Raw genomic sequence first — 18836 nt, 5'->3', positions numbered from 1 at the left:
TCGCCGTGGCCGTGGCGCCGGCGCTGTCGCGCATCGTGTAGCTGAAGACATCGCTCAGCGTGTTGGTCGACTGTCGCAGCGCCTGAACGGTCGCATTGTTCTCGTTGACCGCATAGCTATAGGTACCCGATGCATTGAGCACGAGACTGCCATAGGTGCCGTTCAGCGCCGAGCCGAGCGTACCTGACGTCGTCCCGAAACGGACTGCCGTGACGGTCTTGGTGTCACCGGTATCCGGATCGGTGTCGTTGGTCAGCACGTTGCCGCTCGCAACCACGCCGCCCGAGCCATTGGCCACACCACCCTTCTCCGTCGCATCCCCTGTATCGGCAACCGCCGTCGGCGTCGTATTCGAGCTCGACGTCGTAAACATCACATCGACCCAATAGTTCGTCGACTGGAAGGTGCTCGTGGGGAATAGGCTGTTGCTGCCATAGGCATAGACGCCGTTGCCGCTGGCCGGCGCCGTGAGCGGACCGCTGGTTACATTTGAGGTGAAGTAGCCGGTCGTCGACGAATAGTGACCGCTATTGGTATGGTAAGATGCGGTGTAGGTTTGTCCGACCGTCAGCGATACCGGACTGGTGAAATAGGCGGTCTGCCAGCCGCTGGCAGTCTCGTTTGTGAAAGTGAGGGTCGCAATCCGCGTGCCGGTACTCGACCACAGTGAACCGGTATGCGTGCCGGTATCCTGACTGCCCTTATAAAAACGAATGCCGGTGACCGTACCTGCCACGGACGTCTGGAATTTGAAGCCGAGTTCAACCGCCGAGGTATCGTTGGTGTTGACGACCGCTGGTGTCCCCGAACCGAAGAGAGAGGTGTAACTCGGCCCGCTGACGGTGACCGTTCGTCCCGCCGAGGGCGTCTCCAGGTTGACGTTATCATCGACTGCGCGAGACCGGATAGTATAGGTGCCCGCGGTTTGCGGCTGCCAGGTATAAGTCCAGTTCTCATCGCCCGTCGCCGGATGCCAGCTCGCACCGTTGTCGGTCGAAACCTCGACCGCGGCGATGACCCCGCCTCCGGTATCGGCAGCGGTGCCGGTAATCGTCACGGTGGATCCAACGGTCGCCGTGGCGGGCACCGTGATGACCGATGTCGGCGCAGTGTGGTCCGACGAAGCGGTCGCGGCGGTGAGCCCGGACTGTAGCGTTCCAGGCTGAATGCCCATGTCGGCAAGCAAATTGACCATTGCCTGCTGTACGCGCGAGTCCGTCCGGGTCGCCGTGAGGTCGTGATTGTCGCTGAGACCCCATGTCCAGTAGACCGTGCCGGCGCCGAACACCAGCGCGCCGCTGGGGGCGCGATAGAGCGTCAGATTGTGGGTCGCCGTCGCATTGCCGGTCGTGTTTCCGTAATCGAACAAATAGCTGCTTACCGGAAGCGTCGTCGACGACAGCTTCACCAGGCCAGCCGGATCGAAGCCGTTATCGGGCGCTTCGTCCCACTCGTAACCGAGATAATTCTTGGTGAGCGTTGCCGTCTGCCCCGGCTGGAGATTGGCAACGCTCGTATTGCGCCAGAAGCGAAGGTTGGCATCATCATAGCCAACGGTGATCGCACCGAGGTTGCTGCCGACATCGTCGACCTTGAACAGCTGGCCGGTCAGCGAATTCTCCGGATTGCCGCCGCCGATGGCAGGTGGGCTGAAGCGTGGGTCGCGGAAGGTGCCTGTCCATTGGTCGGAAGGATCGATATCGCCGCCCGCCCATGTCTCCTTGTAGGTGATCAGGGTGCGGTAGGGCGTGCCGTCGGCGCTATAGGCGTTGCCCCAGCGGGTGCGCCAATAGACTTCGTTGCCGCTCCAGAACATCAGGTTGACGCCCGCATCGCGCGCGGCCTCGACATTGGTTCTCTGCTGTCCCGACCAATATTCGTCATGCCCGGCATCGACATAAGTCTTGTGATTGAGCAACAGGCTGCCATAGCGATCGGCGTCGACACCCGACAGATAGGAGACATCATAGCCGTTCTGTTCCAGCCAGTAGATGCCCGCATATTCAGCACCGAACAGATAGTCCTGGGGACCGGCGTAAGTGCCGACCCCGCCGCGCGTCGCGATCGGCCTGTTGTAGCTAACGGCATAGGCGCGACCGGCACCCTGCCCTGTCGCCGGACCGTTGCCGCCATAGAGGTTTGCGCCACCCCAACCATTGTAAGCTTGCCAGGTCTCATCCGCGGTCTGGAAGACAACGTCGCTGTGGCTGTCGTCGTCGCGCACGATGAACGGGATGTGATTTTCGCCGGAGGTGCCATCCTGACGGACGAGCTTGGCGATATAGACGCCTGAAACGGCATCATCCGGTACGGTCCAGGACGCCGAGACGGCCCAGTTACCGGCGTCCACCGTGCCGGTCGTCGCATTGCGCAACGGACTAGGTTGGGTCTGCAATCCTGTGTGCTGCATCGTCGCGACCTTGCGCGCCCCCATGCCGCCATAATAGCCGAGCCGATAGATATCGATCCGGTAGTTGGTGGAATTGGTATTGATCTTGAAGCTGATCGTCTTGCCATTATCGACGCTGATATCGGTCGCAAACCCTTCGATGTTGGAGCTGCCGGCACCGTCGATGCCCCACTCGCTCTCCGGATTGCCCTGCTTCTGGTTTTCCAGCACGATCGCGTTGCTGACCGCCGCCGCAGCCGCCAGACTCTGCGTTGTCGATGACCCCTGCGTAGAAGGCTTAGGTGGCTTCGTCACAGAGCCGGACAGGATACCGATATCCTTGGATTTTGTTCCCGTTCCCGTCTCTCCCCCGCCTGGCAGGGTTCCATTGGTGAGCGCCGCGTCCGACCATGTTGCAGTGCCGGTCCAGCCCGAGAGTGGGGACACGTCACGATCGAGAAGCGGATCGCTGACCGAGGCGCCGATGGCCTGCTTGATCGTCGCCACATAGTCCGGCCCTTCGATCAGCCTGGTCCCCGGCAATTGACCGTCCTGTTGAAGCAGGGCACCGCCATGAGCCCAATCGAGAATCCGCGTTGGGGAGGTAAAATAGCCGCACCCGCACACGCCAAAGGGCATGCCGAAGGCCAGCGAATTCGCGCCGACGTCGTGCGCCGTCGCCTGCCCTGACGGGCTCGATTCGAGAATGACGACCTTGCCCGAATGAGCACGCCCGGCCGCCACCTTGGGAGCACCATGCCCCGAAGCTGTCGGTGCAGGGCTTTGCGGCAGATAGGGAGCAAGAGGATCGTCGCCCATGGAGCTTATTGCCGTGTCGGTGCGCTGAAGAGACGATGCGGTCCCGAACGCAACTCCATCCGCGCGCCACTGGAAACGTGCAAAATCCGGCATAGGCGCCGACAGCGCGGCCACATCGCCGCTTCGAATTCCCATTTCGCCAGGCGTTGCGAAAGTGTCAGGCAACGGCCGCTCTTCGAGGCTGTTGTCCGCGTCGCCGTTCACGTGCGCTCTCTGCCCGCCATCATGCTCGTTGAGGGCCGCATCCTTATAGGGATCGTCGACAAGGGTGCCCTGCTTGTGTCCATCGGCGGTTTGCACCGATGCCGCAAGTTGAGCACCATCCTTATGCTTTCCGGCAGGTTTGCGCGGTCTTTCCTTTCCACCGACGGTCAACCATCGGGGCACCAACGAATCCACCAGAAGTGAGTGCGAAATCCACCGGCGAGCGTTGCGATACATGGCGGGTACCCCTCGCTATATTAATCGGGATCAAATCTATGAGGATCGTTTGATACGACTCTGGGAAGTATAGTCGAAAAATAAGCGAGTATATCCTACGCCTTTCGCTCTACAGACGGCATCCTTTGGGCAACGGCCGTTGACGCTGTAAACGCCCAAACGGGAAGCAACGGCCCGGTCGACCAAGCGATGGCAAAGGCCGTCTGCATCGGGGTGTCTTCAATCCGGCACGCCTATGCGATCGCGGTCCTTCACGGCGAACGCACCTATTCCTGCGTGCATGATCTCGTGATTTTTCAGGATGATACCTCTCTGAGATATACGCTCCTGCTCGATTTTAGACTGATGCACCCACCCCATCTCATCAATAGTGATGAGGCAAAGCAAACGACCTTCACCTTCCTCAAGCCTTCGCCAGACGGCACACTAGCGATGCGGCTTCTGAGCTGCCGGCCGGCGGTCGAACAGCGTCAAGGCATTGGATCAGCATCCGTTCAAGGATGTTTTGCAGGCGAGATATGTATATGAATTCATCGCACCGCATCCCCCAGCTGCTCTTTCGCACGACGTTTGTCATCGGTGTACTCGCCCTACTTGCCGGAGCGGTGTCGCCGGCTCTCGCCGATAGCGCGTTCTTCGCTCCACAAACGAAAATCCGTCTGAGCGTCGTGCAATGGATACCGTCCAAGGGTCAGTTTGATCGGCTGGATGGGATCAGTGGGGAATACACTGTTTCGGATTCAGGGATAATCTCCCTGCCCTTCCTGGGGGCGCTGGCGGTCGCCAATCTCGACAATGAGGGCCTTACCATCGAGATTGCCAAGCGCCTTCAGGCAAAGATGGGTCTGACCCAGGCACCTGCAGTGACCATCGACGTTCTGGACTATTCCTCCATCTACGTGGTGGGAGACGTGATGGCGCCGGGAGAATACAAGTTTCGCTCCGGCCTCAGCGTCTTGCAATCCCTCGCAATGAGCGGCGGCCCGTTGCGGGCGGCGGCGCAGCAGCAATCGCAGGCGATCAGGCTTGCCGGCGATTTGCGGGACATTGACCATTCGCTGCTGCGCAGTTCGGCAAAGCTCGCGCGGCTGCAGGCGGAGATGGCCGACGCGAAGGAGATAGTCTTCGATCAGCCGCCCGCCGCCGATCGGCAATATGCCGAGAGTATCTACCAGGAGGAGCGGGTCATTTTTCAGGCCCGTGCAAGCGCGCTGGACAGACAGTCGGTAGCGCTCACCGAATTGCGTAATCTCTTGACTGCGGAAATCGAAACGCTGCAAGAAAAGCTGAAAGGCTCGGATGACAATATCCAGTCAGTGGAGGAACAACTGACGAGCGTGAAGACGTTGGTCCAGAAGGGCCTGACGATCAGCTCACGTCAGATGGATCTGGAACGATTGCTCACCACCTATCGCTCGGATCGGCTCGATCTCGTGACTGCCATCATGCGGGGACGCCAGGCAATCAACGAGACGACGCGTAGTCTCGAGGGACTTTCCGACACTCGCCGCAACGAGCTCGCTACCGAGCTACAGGCGGAAAAGGCCAGCCTCGATCAGCTCAAATTGAAGCGTGACACCACGCAACAACTGCTTCTCGAGGAGCTGTCGAGCGGCGCTAGCGTGAAGAATTACAATGAAGAACTGCCGCTGACGTTCATCGTGAGCCGGCGGGAAAAGGGTGAGGTCAGTCAATTCCAGGCTTCCGAAATGACGGAGCTGGCACCGGGCGACGTGGTCAGGGTGACTCGGGTACGCACCGCCGATGCGTCATCCGAAGACGCCGCCGCGCTGCCTGTCCAGACAGGGGCGAATGTCAGTCAGGTAAGCCGATGATAACGGGCTGGGGCTTTCGATGACTTTCAGAATGATCCCACCAAGCCAGACCTATACCCAGATCCTCAAATCGACGATGCTGATGGGCGGCTCTTCGCTCGTCAACGTCGCACTCAGCATCGTCAGAAACAAAGCCATGGCCGTCCTGCTCGGGCCGGAAGGCATCGGGCTGATGGGCCTTTACAGCTCGATCGTGGATATGGCGCAGTCCCTCGCCGGCCTGGGCGTCGGCGGCAGTGGCGTGCGTCAGGTCGCTGAGGCAGCCGGCACCGGCGATACAACCAGGATCGCCCAATCGGCGACCGTACTGAGACGCATATCAGTGGTGCTGGCGCTCTTTGGGGCGCTCCTTCTTGCCGCATTGGCGTATCCTGTCTCAAGTTTCACCTTCGGTGATTACCAGCACGTCGGGGGCATTGTGCTGCTGTCGCTCGCCGTTTTCTTCCGGCTGGTGTCTGCGGGGCAAGGCGCATTGATTCAGGGTATGCGCGGAATTGCGGATCTTGCCCGTATCAACGTGCTTGCCGGGCTCTTCGGTACAGCGGTGAGTATCCCTCTGATCTATCTCTTCGGGGTGCAGGCGATCGCACCGTCGCTTGTGCTCATTGCAGCTGCCTCAATCGTTCCGACGTGGTGGTACAGCCGGCGGATCTTTCCAAATCCCTACCCGATGTCGGCGCGCCAGTTCGGCCGGCAGGTGTCGGCGCTGCTCCGGCTCGGGTTCGTCTTTATGGCAAGCGGGCTTCTGACCTTCGGCGCGGCCTACGCCATCCGCATCATCGTGCTGAAGGAAGGCGGCGTCATGGCGGCGGGATTGTATCAAGCTGCCTGGGGTCTCGGCGGTCTCTACGCCGGCTTCATCCTGCAGGCCATGGGGACGGATTTCTATCCTCGCCTGACTGCAATGATCGACAACGATGTCGAATGCAACCGGCTCGTCAACGAACAGGCCGAAGCCAGCATGCTGCTCGCCGGCCCCGGTCTGCTCGGCACGCTGACGCTGGCGCCGCTCATGATGAGCCTGTTCTATTCGGCAGAATTCCACGGGGCAGTCGAACTTCTGCGCTGGATCTGTCTCGGCATGATGCTGCGCATTATTTCCTGGCCGATGGGTTTCATCGTCGTGGCGAAGAACACCCAGGCGATTTTCTTCTGGACTGAGGTTGCGGCTGCAGTCGTGCATGTTGGGCTTGCCTGGCTCCTGGTATCGCTGCTTGGTACCCAAGGAGCCGGCATGGCATTTTTTGGCCTCTATGTCTGGCACGGCATCCTGATCTATGTGATCGTCCGCAAATTGACCGGTTTTCGCTGGTCCGCCGCCAATCGCCGACACGCGTTGCTTTTCTTGCCCGCATCGGGGCTGGTATTCCTGATGTTCTCGATTTTGCCGCTGTGGCAGGCGACGGTGATCGGCTTCGTCGCCGTCCTTGTCTGTGGGTTGTATTCACTGCGCATGCTGGTCGACCTGCTTCCGCCGGAGTCCGTGCCGGCCATGATTCGCGGTTGGATCACGAAGTCAGCCTAGCTAGAGCGATTCAGCTCTTCACGGAAACTCAGGGCCGCTCGCGGTTTGCCTGGGAAAACCGTTTCGCACTTTCCTGGTGCTCTAACGAACAATGCGCGCATCCTCAGATCCGCGCATTGTTTGTTATGCAAATTGACGTATCAGGAGATGGCTTTCAGGCGACAGCGATATCCATGGGACGTTGGACCTTGGCGGCTCCGACGGTCGCCTCCTCAAGGGCTGCGCGAAGTGCCTCAACAACCCTGACGATGTCGAGGTCCGTAATCTGGGCGAAGAGCGGCAGGATCATCGTTTCCTGCTGTGCTGACACGCTTCGCGCCAGGCCAGTGGCGGCTCGATGGACGCTCAGCCCGGAATAGGCTCCTTCCAGATGAATGTTCATCACGCCGCGCCTGGTCGATATCCCTTGATCGAGCAGTACCTGCATGACTGCCCGTTGGTCGACGGCATCAGGTAATCTCACACAGAAGCTCTGCCAGTTGCTGCGGGCCCAATCAGGCTCCATCGGCAGCTTTAGGCCGGCGATCGTCGACAGGTGCTCGCAATATAGAGCGGCAATCCGCCTTCGCTCTGCAACCAGCTCCGGTAGCCGGCGGAGTTGCACCCGTCCGACCGCGGCCTGGAGGTCGGTCATGCGATAGTTGTAGCCCAGTTCATCATAGTCTTCGAAAATCACCTGTTTCGAGCCGTGGCGGACAGCGTCGGTGACGCTCATGCCATGCTGGCGCCACAGCCGGAATTTTCGGTCATATTCCGGGTTCGCCGTCGTCAGCATGCCGCCGTCACCCGTCGTGACGACCTTTCGGGGATGGAAGGAGAAGCAGGCAATGTCGCCATGCGGCTTGCCGATCTTTTCCCAACGCCCGTCCCAAAGGATTTCGCTTCCCGTCGCACAGGCCGCATCCTCGATAACCGGTATCGAATGGCGCTTGCCGATCTCCACGATCGAACGGAGATCGCAGGGCATGCCGAGCTGATGCACGCACAGGATTGCCTTGGTGCGGGGCGTGATTGCCGTTTCGATCAAGCTGGGGTCGATATTGTAGCCATCCGGCTCGATGTCGACGAAGACGGGCACCGCATTGCAGTACCGAACAGCGTTCGCGGTGGCGATGAACGAATGGCTGACCGTGATGACTTCATCACCGGTACCGATGCCGACCGCCATCAAGGCGAGATGAAGCGCGGTCGTGCAGTTGGAAACGGCACAAGCGTGCTCGGTGCCGACGAAGGCTGCGAATTCCTTCTCAAATGCCGCGACTTCCGGCCCTTGCGTCACCCACCCCGACAGGATGACGCGGCGCGTGGCTTCAGCCTCTTCCTCTCCGAGAACGGGTTTGGCGACGGGAATCGTCGATAACAGCGGGCTCATGCAGCCTGGCCTCCTGCCGAAGCAGTCTTCGACTGCCACCACGCGACAAGATCACGAAGCCCCTGCTCCATCGAGATTTCCGCCTTGAAGCCGAGAAGCCTTTCGGCCTTGCTGGTATCGGCAAGACGACGCGTGACGCCGTTGACGGCGCGCGCCTCTTTGTGCTGCGGCTCGAGTGAGGATCCCATGATATCGCTCAGCATCTGCGCGAGTTCCAGCAGGCTTATTTCCCTGCCGCTCGCGACGTTGAACACCTCGTCCGTAACGTCGCTCTTTGCCGCCAGCATGTTTGCCCGCGCGATATCGCGTGCATCGACGAAGTCCATCGTCTGGCTGCCGTCTCCATAGACGAGCGGCGGCATTCCGGCCGCCAGACGTTCCATCCAGCGGATCAGAACTTCCGTATAGGCGCCGTAAACGTCCATTCTCGGCCCGTAGACGTTGAAATAGCGCAGCGCCACATAGCGCAGGCCGTACATTTCCGCGAAACTGCGCAATAGACCCTCGTTGAAGGTCTTGGCCGCGCCGTAGATCGTCCGGTTATTGTAGGGATGATGCTGTTCGGTCGTCGGGAAGCTTTCGGCAAGCCCCAGCACAGAGGCGGAGGAAGCAGCAACGACCTTCGACACGCCTGCCTTCACGGCAGCTTCGAGGACGTTGAACGTGCCCTCGGCCAGAACATCGAAGGCGAGCCGCGGTTCTTCCGCGCATTGCGTGATGCGGATCGCCGCCTGGTGAAAGACGATGTCGACGCCTTCAAAGATTTTCGCCAGAAGTGCCCTGTCGCGGATATCGCCCTCGATGATGTTGACGGAGCCGCTTGATATTGCCGTGCTGAGATTGTCCCGGCGCCCACGCACGAAATTGTCCAGGACGATGATCTCGCGAGGCTTTTCCAATGCAACAAGATCGGCAATATGCGAACCGATCAGACCGGCACCGCCGGTGATGAGCACTCGTTTGTTTCTCATGATCTTCCCTCACGCGACATGTTCGTCATCGGATCATTCTCCGAACGCCAACGTATGAATTTCGCCGGGACACCGGCGGCAACCGAGAACGGCTCGACGTCGGAAACCACGACTGCTCCCGCTCCAACGATCGCCCCCTTCCCGATGGTCACACCGGGAAGAATGGTCGCATTCGTTCCGATATCGGCCTCTGCACAGATGCGTACCGGCTTGATTTCAAGATCCGTACGGATGATCGGAACGTCTATCGGCACTGCGGTGTGGGTCGAGCCAAGCACCTTGGCGCCCGGCCCCCACCCGACAGAATCCTCGATCACGAGGTCGCGCGCGTCGAAATAGGCCATCGGGCCGATCCAGACATTGTCGCCGATGACGCAAGTGCCATCGTAGCGTCCCTGGATGTAGGCCTGAGCACCGATGAACACGCCATTGCCGATTTCGAACGTTTCCGGATGTTTGAAACCAGCGCCGCCTGCGACCTGCAGACCTTCGCCGCAGCTCCGCGTGATAGCCTGCCAGATGGCTTTGCGCATCAGCGCGTCGACGACGCCGTCGCCTGTCGCGAAGCGGCCGTAGAGTTCGATCAGGCCGGCGCGCCCATATGATTGCCTGAGCTCTTCGACGAGCCCCGCCTGATAGGCTGGATCTGCCGGCTTCTGGCTGCGGCCGTGGACGGCCAGCACGACGCGAGCCTCGCGTGGACTAGCTGACATAGGCATACTCCAGCGCAGCCGCGACCTGATCGACGTGCTGTACGGGCATTTCAGGATAGATCGGTAAGGAGAGAACCTCGCGTGCGGCAGCTTCCGAGACCGGGAAGTCGCCTGCTTGGTAACCGAGGTCGGCATGGGCCTTCTGCAAATGAACGGGAATAGGATAGTGCAGGCCGGATGGAATGCCCTCTGCTGTGAGCACACGTTGCAGGCCGTCCCGATCATGGCTTCTGATGGCGTAGACATGGTAGACATGCCGCCGCTCCGGCACTTCGACAGGCGTTCGCAAATGCGGCGATCCTGCAAGCAGCGAGGAGTAGCGGCGACCATGCGAACGACGGGCTTCGGTCCAGGCTTCGAGATGCCGGAGCTTGACACGCAGAATGGCTCCCTGGATGGCGTCCATGCGATAGTTGAAGCCCTTCAGCAGATGATGATAGCGCTGCTCCTGACCCCAATCCCGCAGCATGCGCATTGTCTTGGCCTGCTCATCGCTGTTCGTGACGGCGATCCCGCCCTCGCCGCAGGCGCCGAGGTTCTTGCCCGGATAGAAGCTGAAGCAGCCAGATGCGCCGATGCTGCCGGCGCGCACGCCCTTATACCGGGCGCCATGTGCCTGGCAGGCGTCCTCGATGACCGGGATCTGGTAGCGATCAGCGACTGCCATGATGCCATCCATACCCGCCATCTGACCATAGAGATGGACGGGGATGATGGCCTTGGTACGGGAGGTGATCTTCGCCTCGAGCTGAGCCGGATCCATGGTCAGCGTCACCGGCTCGACATCGACGAATACGGGTGTTGCGCCCGTATAGCAGATCGCCGAAACAGTCGCGACAAAGGTGAATGGCACTGTGATGACTTCATCGCCGGGACCAATGCCCGCCGCAAGCAAAGACAGATGCAGGGCACTCGTCCCGGTGTTGACGGCGATCGCGTGTTTGACGTTGCAATAATCCGCGAATTCCTGCTCGAGGCGGATGACTTCCTCGCCCAGTATGTATTGCCCAGAGGCGAGCACGCCGAGCACGGCGGCGTCGATTTCGCTCTTGATCGATTGATATTGTGCTTTGAGGTCCAGAAAGGGGATCATGCGATGCGCCTCGCCTCTTCGAGCTCGACGATACGACCGCGCTGTGCGAGCGACCGGCTTGCGGCTTCAAGGACTCGAACGACACGCAACCCGGCATGCCCGTCCGTAATGGGCCGGGAATTCTGTTCGATGCACTCGACGAAGTGATCCAGTTCGCGCTTCAATGCCTCGGTCATATCGAGCTTGGGCGCCCACATATCGCCGCTGCGGTAGCCGACCAGCATCTGATGCACCTTCTCGCCATACGCATCGGAATTTGGGCACATTGTGATGCCCTTGTCATAGACCTTGATCTTTTCGCTGGGCTCGAGATCGTCATAGACGATCATCTTGTTGCTGCCGCCGATCAGCGTGCGGCGCACCTTGACCGGCGCAAGCCAATTGACGTGGATGTGCGCGATGAGCTTGCTCTCGAAAAAGAGCGTCAGATAGGCGATGTTCTCCGGCTCGCCGAGCACGTGGCTCATGCCCGTTGCAGAAACAGCCACCGGTTTTTCCTGCAGGACGTGGTCCAGGATGGAAAGGTCGTGCACGGCGAGGTCCCAGATGACGCTGACATCATGCTGGAAGAGCCCGAGATTGACCCGAACCGAGTCATAATAATACATGTCGCCAAGGCCGCTTTCGACCAGTTCGCGCATTTTCCGGACGGCGCCGGTGTGGACGAAGGTATGATCCACGGCCAGCACGAGGCGCCGGCGCGCAGCTTCGTCGACCATTCGCGACGCTTCTTCCGCCGTCGCTGCCATCGGCTTTTCGACGAAGACATGCTTTCCGGCCATCATCGCCTGCATTGCAAGCTTGAAATGTGTCGAGACCGGCGTCGCGATGGCGATCGCGTCGACTCTCGGATCGCGCAAGACTTCCTCGAAATTGTCGGTGACTGTTATTGCGGGGTACCGGCTTTTGACGGCCCCTAACCGTTCGACATTGAGATCACAGACTGAAACAAGGTGGGCGCCGGCCGCTTCCGAGATGTTACGAACCAGATTCGGACCCCAATACCCATATCCGACAACAGCGATACCGATCATTCCATTTCTCCCAACGCAAACATATCTACCGGTCCGTCATTGACGCGGCCGATCACCCGAGCCGGAACGCCCGCGACGATGGCGCCGTCAGGCACGTCCTTCGTTACAACCGCCCCGGCGCCGACCTGCGCAGCCTCTCCGATGGTCACGCCGGGCAGAATGGTGGCGTTGCTGCCGATCGACGCGTGGCGCTTGACAAGTGTAGGGATGAGGATCCAGTCGGCCTCCGTCTGCAGGCTGCCGTCCGGATTAATGGCGCGCGGGTAGGTGTCGTTCGTAAACATGACCCCGTGGCCGATGAACACGCCGTCCTCCAGCGTCACGCCCTCACAGAGGAAGGAATGGCTGGAAATTTTGCAGTCTCTCCCGACGACGACATTCTTCTGAATTTCGACAAAGGTGCCGATGCGCGTTCCTGCGCCGATCGTGCAGCCATACAGATTCACGAGATCTCGATGGTGGATGACACTGCCGTCGCCCAGCTTGACATTTGATGCAATCATCCCTGAAAACTCCTACTACTCCTAACAGGGCCCGATTTTCAGTTGAAACCAACAATCGGGCGATTGCGTCCAAGGTTTCAAACCAACAGGACAAATATTTCTCTACACCTCAAAGAGAATTGTTTTCGTCACTCGAGTAAAGAAACAAAACGGTTAAGCTTACTCACCTAAAGGCGTATCTACTTATGACGACTTACGCCCTGGCTCATGCTATCGACCAGCACTGGCGGCAGGCGTCACCTCCCGCACGCAATGCGACCTACGCCGGAGACAGCGACTGTTTCCATGCATTTAGTGGCTTGTCATAAAACCGATATGTAAAAACAGAGACTATCCCGCGAGGAATCCAGTAAGACCTAAGTCTATACTCATGATTACCTTCCGATTTCCATCCAATTTTAGAAGTTGTGCTGTACTTAGCCTATATTAGCTACTGTAACGTTCCGCGAATTGTGGTATTCGATTCCTACTTTAGAGTTTCCTAAACCCCCGTATTGAGAGGGGTCGGTACTCGGGTCGTAGTGAAGCGTAACGTGTTAGAGGGAGGGTGAAGCTGTGAATTCAGCACTTATACCGAATTTGGACCTCAGGCAGGAAAACGTAGCTCTTCCCCTTAATAACGCGCACACACTTGCCCTGTCTGCAGGACAGACGCATTCGCTTGTCATTCTCGATAATCGCGAACTTGATCGTCAATGCCTGGCGCAATGCATGGCTGCCCAAAAGGCGGATTTGCAGATTCTGGCGTTTGGAACGATTGAGGAGTGGAAGCAGAAGCGCGACGAATACGCTCCGCTTGCGGCGATCCTCTTGAACGTCGGCGGCAAGAAGGTCGATGAACCGGCCGTTTCGGAACAAATCCGGAAGCTTTCGTCTGAATTCGCCTCTACACCCCTTATCGTACTGGCTGATAGCGACGATTTCGGCCAAATCGTCAGGGCTCTTGAGTACGGTGCCAGAGGCTTCATACCCGCCTCAGTCAGCGTCAGCGTCTGCATGGAGCTGATCGCGCTGTCGGTGGCAGGAGGAATATTTGTGCCTGCAAGCGCCCTGTTCGCCATGCGTCACCTGCTGGACTCGAGCAACTCGACGGCCCGTCCGCTCTCCGGCATCTTCACCGATCGTCAGGCAGAAGTGGTGGAGGCGCTCCGACGCGGAAAGGCGAACAAGATCATCGCCTACGAGCTCAATCTCCGAGAGAGCACCGTCAAGGTGCATGTTCGCAACATCATGAAAAAGGTCAAAGCGACCAACAGGACGGAAGTTGTTTTCAAACTCAACGACTTGTTCCAAGGTGGTGTTCCGGCGGGAGCGTGAATACAGCGATGCGCTGATACACTTCTCGGGGTAAATCTTTTCGTATTCTGCAGCACATTTGTGCTCAAATCACTCCGGTGGCGTGAAATGCGTCACCGGTTTTTTTGATACCGGGCAGGTCTGTCTCGTATGGCGTGAACAGCGATCGAGCGCTCAGCTGCCGACCGTTGTTCCCGTACTTGCAGATGAACTGACCCGGTTCCTGCGCATGCATCCTGCAGCTCGTCGCGCGATGGACTTCAAGGCGTACCAATACTTTGGCCCGATCATTTGCTTGCAGGCCAATTTGAAGCAGGGCAACGAATTTCGCAGCTCAGGAGAGACCTCCAGTGCAAAACGCTGAATGGCAGCGGCGGTTGCAAGGTCGAAGTTGTTGAAGGCGATGCCAGCCTGTTGAAGCGCCTTATTTCCGAGCTCCCTGGCAAGAAAGCGTCTCAGCGTCTGATCCTTTTTGAGGCTATCTGTCGTTTGGCTAAACAGCGCATCAAAAGCCTTTTTTCTTTGCAGAAGGTCGGAAAGAATGTTTTCGCCGTAGTATTGCAACGACATATTCGAAGCATGTCGGCGATATACTGCTTGATCCTCTTTGATGAAGCCTACATCGGCATGTGATGCGAGCCGCAGCCACATTTCCATATCGCCGGCATGCGGCAGCTCCTTACGATAGCCGCCAACCTGCTTTTGCAGCGCCGTCCTCACGACAGCCGTCGGCGTTGGAACGAGATTGCTTGCCCCACTCAACCGGATGAATTGCGGACCGGACAAGACCTGCATGGGACGCACGTTATCGCCGAGAGGATCAGCGCGGCTCGCATTACCGTCCGGCTCAGCTATGAGCGCGTTGCCGAACGCCATCCCCACATTTGGATAAGTGCGCATCAGTTCCGCCGCGCGGCCCAGCGAGCCCGGCAAAAGATAATCATCCGCAGAAAGAAGCAGGAATAAGTCACCGCCTGCCCAATCGATTCCCTCATTGTAGGTGGCGATGTGGCCCATGTTTGTCGTGTGCCGCCGATAAGTGACCCGGTCATCCCGGGACGCCAGCGCCTTTCCGACTTCCGGTGTATTGTCCGGCGAGCAGTCATCGAGAATAAGCACGCGCACATCGACGCCTGCTTGTGAAAGGGCACTCTCAACAGACTCCTGCAGGAAATGAGCGTAGTTATAGCAGGGAATGACGACATCAACACGTTGCAAACTTATTCCTCCGCTGGCACAGCGCCACGCTTGGTTCGACAGATCCCCCGCTTGCGGCATCGTCTTGCTGTTCAGTGGCGTTTGTTTCCCGCTCGCAGGTGCGTTGAGAGATGTTTCCGCCTCAGCACTCATGTTTTGGCTCCGAGATAGGAGTACGGGGAAAGTCTTGACAGCGCATATTGACCGACCAGCTTTGCTACCGTGCGCCGCCTGAGCGGAAAGCCGAAATCCTGCCAGATGCGCCAGCGGTCTCGAACTGGAAGGGACTTGAACCAGTAGTAGGGCTGGTCAGTGAATGCGAGGGTCTTGCTGCCCGCGGGGGCAGGTTCACCCATCCGCTTGTAGTCGGCTTCCCAAGTCGTGCGGTAACAGACCGTCGAGATCGGCTCATGAGAGCGCGACAGCCCAGAGCTCCGTATCGAGCTCCAATAGACAGAATCTCCTACTGGATAGAGTTCCCTCGGCATGTGAGCCCAACGCGCGATGATCGGCAGGCACGGCCGCGTGAGAAACAAGCAGTTCGTATCCACGTGCGTGCGGCCGTCGCTTTTTGAGTCGTCGAACATGTAGGTGCCGTCTGCGCGATGCATCGAACGTCTCGATGAGCAAACCGCAGCACCGGTACGGTGGTGAAGTTCAAGCAGACGCTGGATGTGGTCGGATCTGTACCAGTTGTCCGCATCGAGAAACGCCACCGCGTCATAACCCTGAGCGAAGGCGCTGAGGCTGCCGATCACGCGAGCCATGTTGCCCGCGTCGCCGTGAGCATTGGGCAGGATGAAATGTTTTGCGCCCCAGCGACCGACGGAACTGTTCGGAAAACCGTCGGCAACAAAGACATGGTCGCATGCAACGGTTTGGTCGACAACGCTCGCCCGGCACTGCTCAAGGAGTTCGTTAGGCTCCTTGTAATATGGTGTAATAACAGCAACGCGCATTGCCCATGTCCTCGGTGTTTTTTTGCGGCGGTTTGCACGTCCGACGATCGCCGCCCCTTTTTTCAAACCGCGATATGGGCTCGGTTCAGCAAACCCAAACCGAGCCATGATTTGCGCTTTGACGTTGCCGATCACGTTCCCAAGGGCGCAGCGTGCGGAACGGGAACGCCGACGGCCGGAGCAGGCGGATTGGTGTAGGCCATCTGTGGAAATCTGACGCCGGGCATGCTTCTGGCCTCCCCGGAAAGCTTCCACTCGAAATAGGCGATCGTTCTCTCGAGCCCTTGGCGCAGGCTCACCGTCGGCTGCCAGCCCAGTTCCTGCTTTGCCCGGCTGATATCGGGCTTGCGCTGGGTCGGATCGTCGATCGGCAGGGGTTTGAAGACGATGCTTGATTTCGATCCGGTCATGTCGATGACCATTTCGGCCAGTTCTCGGACCTGGAATTCTCCCGGGTTACCGAGATTGATCGGACCGGTTACGCCGGCCGGCGTACCCATCAGGCGGATGAAGCCCTCGATCAGATCGTCGACATAGCAGAAGGAGCGCGTTTGCGTGCCGTTGCCGAAGATGGTGATCGGTTCGTTTTGAAGCGCCTGAACGATGAAATTGGAGACGACGCGACCGTCATTGGTCTGCATTCGCGGCCCGTAAGTATTGAAGATCCGCGCCACCCGGATTTCCACGCCATATTGACGGTGATAGTCGAAGAACAGCGTCTCGGCGCACCGCTTGCCTTCGTCATAACATGCCCGCGGGCCTATGGGACTGACGCTTCCGCGATACTCCTCGGGCTGCGGATGGACCGCCGGATCGCCATAGACCTCGCTTGTCGATGCCTGGAAGATCTTTGCCTTGGTGCGTTTGGCCAGGCCGAGCATATTGATTGCCCCATGCACATTGGTCTTCACGGTCTGCACCGGATCGTGCTGGTAGTGGACTGGAGATGCCGGGCAGGCGAGGTTGTAGATCTCATCGACCTCCACATAAAGCGGGAATGTGATGTCGTGGCGGAGTATCTCAAAACGAGGATCGTCAAGAAGGTGCAGCACGTTGTCGCGCGAGCCGGTATAGAAATTGTCCACGCAGAGGACGTCATTGCCCTCTCGCAAAAGCCTTTCGCACAGGAATGATCCCAGAAATCCGGTGCCGCCGGTAACCATAATTCGCTTCTGTCCGTGCATTGATTTGCTCCGTTGTTAATGTTTGCCCACAGGGATGGAGAACATGTCAGCAGGCTCCCTTGCCTTTCAGGACCGCAGGAATTGTGCTGAGAAGGATGTGCCAGTCGAACCACAAGGATCGATTGTCGATGTAGAACTCGTCGAGTTGCTGCTGCAGTTCGATATCCGCATTGCTTCGTTCGGATATCTGCCAAAGCCCAGTCAGCCCCGGCGTTACCGAGCGCCGCTTGGCACGAAACTCGCTATCCATCGCCGAAAGGTGATATTCCGGGAAGGGGCGCGGTCCCACGAAGGACATCTCTCCCGCAATGATGTTCACCAGCTGCGGGAGTTCGTCGAAACTCGATGAGCGAAGGACATGCCCGATCACCGGCAGGATGCGCGGATCCTGCCGAAGCTTGAAGTGGTTCGACCACTCGGCTTGTATCTCCGGATTGTCCCGGAACAGTGTTTCGAGCCGCTGCTCCGCATCTCTGTACATCGTTCTCAGTTTCAGCACGCGCACCGGTTTGCCAGACAAGCCTTCCCTGGCGTGTCTGAAGAAGACGGGACCCGGATCGATTGCATAGATCGCGGCGGCGGCAACCAGAATACAGGGCATCAGCACCAACGTCGCAGGGATAGCGATCACGAGATCGAGGATTCGACGAACCAGGTTCGAGCTTGCCGATCTCCCGCCGACGGCCAAGCGAACACCGATCTCTCCGCCGACGTCCGCCGGTCGCAATCCGGTTATCTTGAGGTTCGGCGTGTCGGAAAGGAGGATGACTTCGGCGAACTGCCGACGCATCGTTGCCAACTCGGCGATAAATGAGCCGGTATCATCAGCGATCAAGGCAATCGACGGCCCATTGTCGGCTAATACTTCCGAAGTATCGGGAGAAAAGGATTCCGGCCGAATGCCGTAGTGCCAATGCTCTGAGAAATACGCCATGAGCGCGGGGATGCGATTGCGGGCACCGACGATCACTGCCCGCTCACCCCAGATACCAATCCTCCAGGACAGTCCTCGTGCGGCCCCACGCATAAGAGGTTGAACAACCAATCCGAGGCCCAGGAAGCCGATGACCGGAAGCAGCACTCCTAGCCCTTCCGGCAGAAGGATCGCCCCAAACGCTGCGATGACCCCCACCTTGAAGGACGCTATCGTGCGGCGGCGCAGATGTTCGTGGTCGTGAAGGCGATATCCGGGATAGAGCGCGTTCGATGCATAAAGAACGATCGCTGCCAGCGCTGCGAGGGCGAAAGCGCGCTCCGGCACCATATTCTCCGAACCGTACGGAAGAAACGGCAGCAGAAGAAGATAGGCTATCAGATAGCTTGCGATGTCGCCGGCAATCAGAAATGACGACGTAGCAAGCCGAGGCAACCTGCGCCTGAATGGAACCGGTATCTTCAGCCCTGCCCGCTTGTTGAATTCGTCGATCGGCGTGGGGTTTGCCACGAAAGGGTTCGCCTTCCGCAGGTCGGACGTGATTGCTGACGGCGCAAATAGGGACATGATT

15 protein-coding genes are annotated in these 18836 nt (G+C 58.8%); 4 read left to right on the top strand and 11 right to left on the bottom strand.

Annotation, left to right across the window (positions count from 1 at the left end):
* Positions 1-3649: N,N-dimethylformamidase beta subunit family domain-containing protein (locus tag B5E41_RS18150; RefSeq protein ID WP_088395519.1), on the bottom strand; the 3649-nt coding region annotated here is incomplete at its 3' end.
* Positions 3650-3838: 189 nt separating this feature from the next.
* On the opposite strand from B5E41_RS18150, the gene B5E41_RS31345 reads away from it, so the two are divergent.
* The 3 genes from B5E41_RS31345 to B5E41_RS18140 are packed head-to-tail and all read left to right on the top strand — an operon-like array spanning position 3839 to position 7009.
* Positions 3839-4177, top strand: a complete 339-nt coding sequence (locus B5E41_RS31345) for a hypothetical protein (RefSeq protein ID WP_141098781.1) — start codon at positions 3839-3841, stop codon at positions 4175-4177.
* On the top strand, positions 4168-5484 hold the full coding sequence (locus tag B5E41_RS18145; RefSeq protein ID WP_088395501.1) for a polysaccharide biosynthesis/export family protein: 1317 nt from the start codon (positions 4168-4170) through the stop codon (positions 5482-5484). The genes B5E41_RS31345 and B5E41_RS18145 overlap by 10 nt, the downstream gene beginning before the upstream one ends.
* A gap of 19 nt (positions 5485-5503) precedes the next feature.
* Positions 5504-7009: an O-antigen translocase gene (locus B5E41_RS18140; RefSeq protein ID WP_088395500.1), complete on the top strand. Its 1506-nt coding sequence runs from the start codon at positions 5504-5506 to the stop codon at positions 7007-7009.
* 154 nt (positions 7010-7163) lie between these two features.
* On the opposite strand, the gene B5E41_RS18135 is transcribed toward B5E41_RS18140, so the two are convergent.
* The 6 genes from B5E41_RS18135 to B5E41_RS18110 are packed head-to-tail and all read right to left on the bottom strand — an operon-like array spanning position 7164 to position 12695.
* Positions 7164-8381 carry a DegT/DnrJ/EryC1/StrS family aminotransferase gene (locus B5E41_RS18135; protein WP_088395499.1) on the bottom strand — a complete coding sequence of 406 codons (1218 nt, stop codon included), beginning with the start codon at positions 8379-8381 and terminating at the stop codon, positions 7164-7166.
* The gene (locus B5E41_RS18130) at positions 8378-9352 is read right to left on the bottom strand and encodes an NAD-dependent epimerase/dehydratase family protein (protein WP_088395498.1); all 975 of its coding nucleotides are present in this window, start codon (positions 9350-9352) and stop codon (positions 8378-8380) included. Before B5E41_RS18130 ends, B5E41_RS18135 begins: the two co-directional genes overlap by 4 nt.
* The gene (locus tag B5E41_RS18125) at positions 9349-10065 is read right to left on the bottom strand and encodes an acyltransferase (protein WP_088395497.1); all 717 of its coding nucleotides are present in this window, start codon (positions 10063-10065) and stop codon (positions 9349-9351) included. The genes B5E41_RS18130 and B5E41_RS18125 overlap by 4 nt, the downstream gene beginning before the upstream one ends.
* Positions 10055-11158 (bottom strand): DegT/DnrJ/EryC1/StrS family aminotransferase, encoded by a 1104-nt coding sequence (locus tag B5E41_RS18120; RefSeq protein ID WP_088395496.1) that lies wholly within the window; start codon positions 11156-11158, stop codon positions 10055-10057. The genes B5E41_RS18125 and B5E41_RS18120 overlap by 11 nt, the downstream gene beginning before the upstream one ends.
* Complete coding sequence (locus B5E41_RS18115; RefSeq protein ID WP_064801487.1) at positions 11155-12192, bottom strand: Gfo/Idh/MocA family protein; 1038 nt, start codon at positions 12190-12192, stop codon at positions 11155-11157. Before B5E41_RS18115 ends, B5E41_RS18120 begins: the two co-directional genes overlap by 4 nt.
* Positions 12189-12695 (bottom strand): acyltransferase, encoded by a 507-nt coding sequence (locus B5E41_RS18110; RefSeq protein WP_064801486.1) that lies wholly within the window; start codon positions 12693-12695, stop codon positions 12189-12191. Before B5E41_RS18110 ends, B5E41_RS18115 begins: the two co-directional genes overlap by 4 nt.
* Before the next feature lie 555 nt (positions 12696-13250).
* Here B5E41_RS18110 and B5E41_RS18105 point away from each other — a divergent pair.
* On the top strand, positions 13251-14012 hold the full coding sequence (locus B5E41_RS18105) for a response regulator transcription factor (protein ID WP_088395495.1): 762 nt from the start codon (positions 13251-13253) through the stop codon (positions 14010-14012).
* Between the two features lie 153 nt (positions 14013-14165).
* Here the strand turns inward: B5E41_RS18105 and B5E41_RS18100 are convergent, their stop codons facing one another.
* The 4 genes from B5E41_RS18100 to B5E41_RS18085 all read right to left on the bottom strand — a co-directional run bounded on the left by B5E41_RS18100 (position 14166) and on the right by B5E41_RS18085 (position 18832).
* Positions 14166-15209 (bottom strand): glycosyltransferase family 2 protein, encoded by a 1044-nt coding sequence (locus B5E41_RS18100; protein ID WP_088395494.1) that lies wholly within the window; start codon positions 15207-15209, stop codon positions 14166-14168.
* 128 nt (positions 15210-15337) lie between these two features.
* Positions 15338-16282 carry a glycosyltransferase family 2 protein gene (locus B5E41_RS18095; protein WP_245303109.1) on the bottom strand — a complete coding sequence of 315 codons (945 nt, stop codon included), beginning with the start codon at positions 16280-16282 and terminating at the stop codon, positions 15338-15340.
* Positions 16279-17331, bottom strand: coding sequence for a UDP-glucuronic acid decarboxylase family protein (locus B5E41_RS18090; RefSeq protein WP_064801481.1), 1053 nt, complete (start codon positions 17329-17331; stop codon positions 16279-16281). The genes B5E41_RS18095 and B5E41_RS18090 overlap by 4 nt, the downstream gene beginning before the upstream one ends.
* Before the next feature lie 46 nt (positions 17332-17377).
* Positions 17378-18832 (bottom strand): sugar transferase, encoded by a 1455-nt coding sequence (locus B5E41_RS18085; RefSeq protein ID WP_176439432.1) that lies wholly within the window; start codon positions 18830-18832, stop codon positions 17378-17380.
* Positions 18833-18836 lie beyond the last annotated feature (4 nt).

The sequence above is a fragment of the Rhizobium esperanzae genome, assembly GCF_002204185.1.
GTDB classification, from domain to species: Bacteria; Pseudomonadota; Alphaproteobacteria; order Rhizobiales; family Rhizobiaceae; genus Rhizobium; species Rhizobium esperanzae.
The sequence above is the reverse complement of the archived record's forward strand: the minus strand, read 5'-3'. Positions and strand labels throughout refer to the sequence as shown.

What these genes read in the sequence shown, in the direction of transcription:
- B5E41_RS31345 (WP_141098781.1), top strand. Translation starts at nt 3,839, where the DNA reads ATGGCAAAGGCCGTCTGCATCGGGGTGTCTTCAATCCGGCACGCCTAT.
- B5E41_RS18145 (WP_088395501.1), top strand. Translation starts at nt 4,168, where the DNA reads ATGTATATGAATTCATCGCACCGCATCCCCCAGCTGCTCTTTCGCACG.
- B5E41_RS18140 (WP_088395500.1), top strand. Translation starts at nt 5,504, where the DNA reads ATGACTTTCAGAATGATCCCACCAAGCCAGACCTATACCCAGATCCTC.
- B5E41_RS18135 (WP_088395499.1), bottom strand. Translation starts at nt 8,381, where the DNA reads ATGAGCCCGCTGTTATCGACGATTCCCGTCGCCAAACCCGTTCTCGGA.
- B5E41_RS18130 (WP_088395498.1), bottom strand. Translation starts at nt 9,352, where the DNA reads ATGAGAAACAAACGAGTGCTCATCACCGGCGGTGCCGGTCTGATCGGT.
- B5E41_RS18125 (WP_088395497.1), bottom strand. Translation starts at nt 10,065, where the DNA reads ATGTCAGCTAGTCCACGCGAGGCTCGCGTCGTGCTGGCCGTCCACGGC.
- B5E41_RS18120 (WP_088395496.1), bottom strand. Translation starts at nt 11,158, where the DNA reads ATGATCCCCTTTCTGGACCTCAAAGCACAATATCAATCGATCAAGAGC.
- B5E41_RS18115 (WP_064801487.1), bottom strand. Translation starts at nt 12,192, where the DNA reads ATGATCGGTATCGCTGTTGTCGGATATGGGTATTGGGGTCCGAATCTG.
- B5E41_RS18110 (WP_064801486.1), bottom strand. Translation starts at nt 12,695, where the DNA reads ATGATTGCATCAAATGTCAAGCTGGGCGACGGCAGTGTCATCCACCAT.
- B5E41_RS18090 (WP_064801481.1), bottom strand. Translation starts at nt 17,331, where the DNA reads ATGCACGGACAGAAGCGAATTATGGTTACCGGCGGCACCGGATTTCTG.
- B5E41_RS18085 (WP_176439432.1), bottom strand. Translation starts at nt 18,832, where the DNA reads ATGTCCCTATTTGCGCCGTCAGCAATCACGTCCGACCTGCGGAAGGCG.